Below are 4,671 nucleotides of genomic sequence, written 5' to 3' on the forward strand. Positions count from 1 at the left end.
GGCACAGCAGCGGAAGCGAAAGCCATGCTCGAAAAAGCCGTCGCAGCCGTAAAGGCAAACAAGCCCGGAGCACTGACGCAGTTCGCCAAGGGCGAAGGCGGTTTCAAGGATCGCGACCTGTACCCGTTCTGCGGTGGAACCGATGGGAACTTCACCGCCCACCCGACGTTGACCGGCAAGAGCCTCAAGGATCTGAAGGACAAGGAGGGCAAGCCGATCGGTGAGGAAATGTACAAGAACGCGCAGGAAGGAAAAATCTCCGAGGTTTCCTACAAGTGGCCGCGTCCGGGAACGACGGAGCCGCTGGTGCAGAAAGTCAGCTACTTCACCAGGATCGGTGACCAGGTATGCGCGGTGGGCTACTACAAGTGATCAGGCTGTGGCATGAAGTAGTTCTTTCCGACTGAAGCCGCCTGCTTTTCAGTAAAGCTGGGCCGCGGGCGAAAGCCTGTGGCCCGCTTTTTTTCTTGGGTACTGGACTGCAAGCTTCCGAATGTCTGACACCGCTTTCCAATGCATCAAGGCATCATTCCTGCTGCTCATCAATCACGGAAATCGGATAGCCCGAATTTAAAAATCCGTGTAGAGCGCCTCGCCGTCTCAATAACCGCCGATTACCTGAGTCGAGCGCGCAGGACATTGTCACCCACCTTGACAATCGCATGCCCGACCAGTTGAGTACAAAGCGCATGCGCGTTCTCAATTACCGGGGTTCCGGCTTCGGCTCGAACGAGTTTCCGGACCCTTGAAGGTGGTGGAGTTTATCGCCTGACACGCAAGCGGGTCGAGATGAACAAGGGATTCATCGCATACTCACCTTCGGAGTCATAAAGATCGCCGAAATGCCTAACCCATTCTGAAGTACTAAGTTCCATTTCGGAGATCTCTGGTTGGCGCGGTTCCACTCTCTTTCTCTGCTCCCTTTTTACGGGCAAACCAAGGTCTTCCTGCCGCCGATCAACGCCTGATCTTGGTTTGTAGTTGCGAGTAACAGCCGGAGCCTGACTCCAAAATCGAGGCGTAACAGAATAGTTTTCTCGGGCAGAGCCATTGCCGAAGTGCAATTCCCATTCGGTTTCGGAAAGAGCAACATCGACAACCGCGGTTTTTCGGGCTTCTACTCGGCGTCTCCGCTCAATCCTACCAAGCAAACCGAGTTCTCTTTGTCGCCGGTCCTTGCCCGATCTTCTCTCACAGATAAGAGGCATGAGTTAATCACCAATCTTGTTGTACTAATTCTCCTGAAAACACGGCTTTAGTATAGCAAAATCACGCTGGTTTCAAGATACCGTTTTGTGTGTAGGCACGGTTGCGGTTGGCGCATTACATTGAATAGCGCGTCAGAATGTTCTAGACTAAAAATCAATTCGTTAGGAAAATCAACGTCAGACATGCCATACCCTTCAGTTTCAAATAGTTGTCGCATTGGTTCAGACAGGCGAAAATTCGATTTGCTGCCAGCGTGGATTATGGAGCGGCGCATTCAGGCGGAAAGGCGCGGCATTGAGGTCGTGGAATTTGATTTTGACGAGCGCATTGCATTGGGTAGGCCCAGAAAGCCGGGCTCAACAAAAGTAACGAGATCGCCGATCCGTAACCGTCCCAAAGCGCAACCTGATTAGCGCTAATCTTCAGCCAACGCTTGCCTGGCTCACGCTATGAGCCTTTCTACTGTTAGCCTGACACCTGTTAATCCTATCGGAGGGCAGGCGATCATGGCAAAGATGAACCGAGTTCAGTTTCAACCGGGTATGAGCTTGACGGAATTTCTGGAACTGTATGGAACCGAAAGTCAGTGCGAAGCGGCGGTTGAAAAAAGCCGCTGGCCCAACGGGTTTGTCTGCCCTGAATGCCAGGGAACGGGGCATTGTGTGGTGTGGCATGACCAGGTGAAAACCTTTCAATGCGCTACCTGTCGAGAACAAACAACGCTGACCGCAGGCACGATCTTTCACGCGACCAAGCTGCCGTTGAGGAAGTGGTTCCAGGCCATGTACTTTCTGACCCAGACCAAGAATAACGTTTCGGCGCTGGAACTCAAACGGCTGATTGGCGTCTGTTATCGAACCGCGTGGCGCCTCAAGCACAAGCTGTTGCAAGTAATGACCGAGCGCGAGGCCCCGCGCCAACTGGATGGGCGCGTCGAGATCGATGACGCCTATCTCGGGGGCGAGCTTTCTGGCGGCAAAGCGGGCCGGGGATCGGAAAACAAGGTTTCGTTCATTGCCGCCGTAAAGACGACTGACGATCACCATCCCCTTCTGGCCGTATTCTCTAGGGTGAAGACGTTCAGTTTGGCCGAGGTGGAAGCGTGGGCGACGAAACATCTGGCCGCCTCCGCCACGGTGGTCTCTGACGGATTGGCTTGTTTTTCTGCGGTGACCAAGGCTGGGTGTCATCACGAGCAGGAGGTGGTTGGCAAAAAACGCAAGAGTACCGACATGTCTTGTTTCCTCTGGGTCAATACGATTCTTGGAAATCTCAAAACAGCGATTAATGGAACGTATCATTCATTCGATTTCGAGAAGTATGGCAATCGTTATCTTGCCGAGATGCAATATCGATTCAATCGCCGCTTCGATCTGGCCGTTATCCTGCCTCGGTTGCTGCGCGCTGCCGCAACCACCGGGAAGCGCACCGAGGTGTGGCTGAGGCTGGCTGAAGATCAACGCTAATCTGGAAGCGCAAAGGGGCTGAAGTGGTCTGCAGGCACTTGGTTTCTTAACATCGAATACATCATCCCGTTGCAATCTCTCAACGTTCCGACGTGTCAGGGGTGTCAGCATTCTGTCTCCCAAACTTGGCGTGTTTACTATTTGGCCCATTTTGACCCGCTGACCGGACAGCCAAACCGTGCCCAAATGGGCGAGCATGCTATATAGGCCATCAATCTGGCAGAGCGGGGGCATGCGTCAGTATTCAGCGTCCGCTGGTCATGGACGCATCTTCAGGTCAGGGACATCGCGGCAAGCGGCACCCAAGTAGAGCTGGCGAGGGCGACCGATCTTGTGTTCCGGGTCAGTGATCATTTCCTCCCACTGTGCCATCCATCCTACGGTGCGTGCCAGCGCGAAGATGCAGGTAAACATGGAAGTCGGGATGCCCAAAGCTTTCTGCACGATGCCCGAGTAGAAATCCACGTTAGGATAGAGCTTTTTCTCGATGAAGTAATCGTCTTCCAGCGCGATTTTTTCCAGTGCCATTGCCAGCTTGAACAGCCGGTCGTTTTCAAGCCCCTGTTCCTGCAATACATCGCTACAAATCTTGCGCATTAATTTGGCACGCGGGTCGAAATTCTTGTAGACGCGGTGGCCAAAGCCCACCAATTTGAAGGTGTCGTTCTTGTCCTTGGCGCGCTTGATGTATTCAGGCGCGCGCGACACATCGCCAATTTCCTCAAGCATCTTCAGGCAGGCCTCATTGGCACCGCCATGGGCTGGCCCCCAAAGGCAGCCGATACCAGCAGAAATACAGGCGTAAGGATTGGCGCTCGACGAACCTGCCAGCCGAACCGTCGAGGTGGAGGCGTTTTGCTCGTGGTCTGCATGCAAGGTAAAGATGGTATCGAGGGCATGTACCAAGACCGTATTCGGTTCGTATTTTTCGCAAGGGGTACCGAACATCATGTGCATGAAGTTGGCGGTGTACTCCAGATCATTGCGCGGGTACATGAAGGGCTCACCCTTCGAGTATTTGTGGGCCAGCGCAACCATCGTCGGCAACTTGGCCACGATGCGGTTGAAACTGATATTGCGATGCTCGGCGTCTGAGAAGTCGCCCGCTTCGTAATAGAAGGCGGAGAGTGCGCCGACCATGCCGACCATGATCGCCATCGGATGAGCGTCACGACGGAATCCCTGATAGAACTTGGCCATCTATTCGTTCACCATCGTGTGATTCTTGATGACGCTTTCGAAATCGTTCTTTTCCTTTTCGTTTGGCAACTTGCCGTGTTTCAGCAGATAGGCCACGTCAAGGAAGGAGCATTTTTCGGCCAATTGCTCGATGGGGTAACCGCGGTAAAGCAAGACACCCTGGTCGCCATCAACGAAGGTGATGGTGGAATCGCAACTGGCCGTCGAAAGGAAGCCAGGGTCATAGGTGAACAGGCCGGTCTTGGTGTAGAGCGAGCGAATGTCGATAACGTCATTGCCGTGGGTGCCGGTCAATACCGGGAGTTCGATAGTTTTATCGTCGACTATCAAGGTTGCAGTACGTGAAGTGCTCATGGGAATTCTCTCTTGCTATCATCTTTACGACTTTTTCGAAATCCGTTAATCCGCCGCGCCAGGACACTGGTCTTACATTCCGCAGGTCGCTGAACGAATATAGGCGTAATTTCACCGGAGAAATTTTGTTCAGGTTTCGCGTTGCGCTTCAGCGACCTGCGGAATGTAAGCCAGGCAACTCTTCGATTATTGAAATAAGATAGCAGAAACTTTGCTCCTCCGACATCCCTTTTCCCTTGCATGGTGGCTGGCGAACGCGCGGTACACCTCGCCGGGGCGCACGATACGACTAATTCTATTTACATAACCGCCACTATCGGCCAGTGAGCTTTGTCTTCCAAAGCCGCCGTTGGTGTGGAGTTGCCCCATAAGCAGCCTCAAGAAGCCGATCGATGGCGAGTGTGCGGCCTGCCCCCAAACCGCTAAAATTCAGCGAGCCCTG

At 53.4% G+C, this 4,671-nt stretch carries 2 protein-coding genes and 1 pseudogene; 2 read left to right on the forward strand and 1 reads right to left on the reverse strand.

Going from position 1 to position 4,671, the window contains the following annotated elements; translation table 11 throughout:
- Both JNM42_RS05820 and JNM42_RS05825 read left to right on the forward strand, forming a co-directional pair.
- Positions 1-372: cache domain-containing protein (locus JNM42_RS05820; RefSeq protein ID WP_294267568.1), on the forward strand; the 372-nt coding region annotated here is incomplete at its 5' end.
- 1,343 nt (positions 373-1,715) lie between these two features.
- Positions 1,716-2,675 carry an IS1595 family transposase gene (locus JNM42_RS05825; RefSeq protein WP_294267570.1) on the forward strand — a complete coding sequence of 320 codons (960 nt, stop codon included), beginning with the start codon at positions 1,716-1,718 and terminating at the stop codon, positions 2,673-2,675.
- Positions 2,676-2,933: 258 nt separating this feature from the next.
- Here the strand turns inward: JNM42_RS05825 and gltA are convergent.
- Positions 2,934-4,229, reverse strand: a pseudogene (gene gltA, locus JNM42_RS05830) (citrate synthase).
- Positions 4,230-4,671 lie beyond the last annotated feature (442 nt).

Origin of the sequence: Propionivibrio sp., from assembly GCF_016790145.1 — a bacterium.
Lineage (GTDB): Bacteria > Pseudomonadota > Gammaproteobacteria > Burkholderiales > Rhodocyclaceae > Propionivibrio.

Coding starts and splice junctions, on each gene's coding strand:
- JNM42_RS05825 (WP_294267570.1), top strand. CDS start 1,716: ATGGCAAAGATGAACCGAGTTCAGTTTCAACCGGGTATGAGCTTGACG.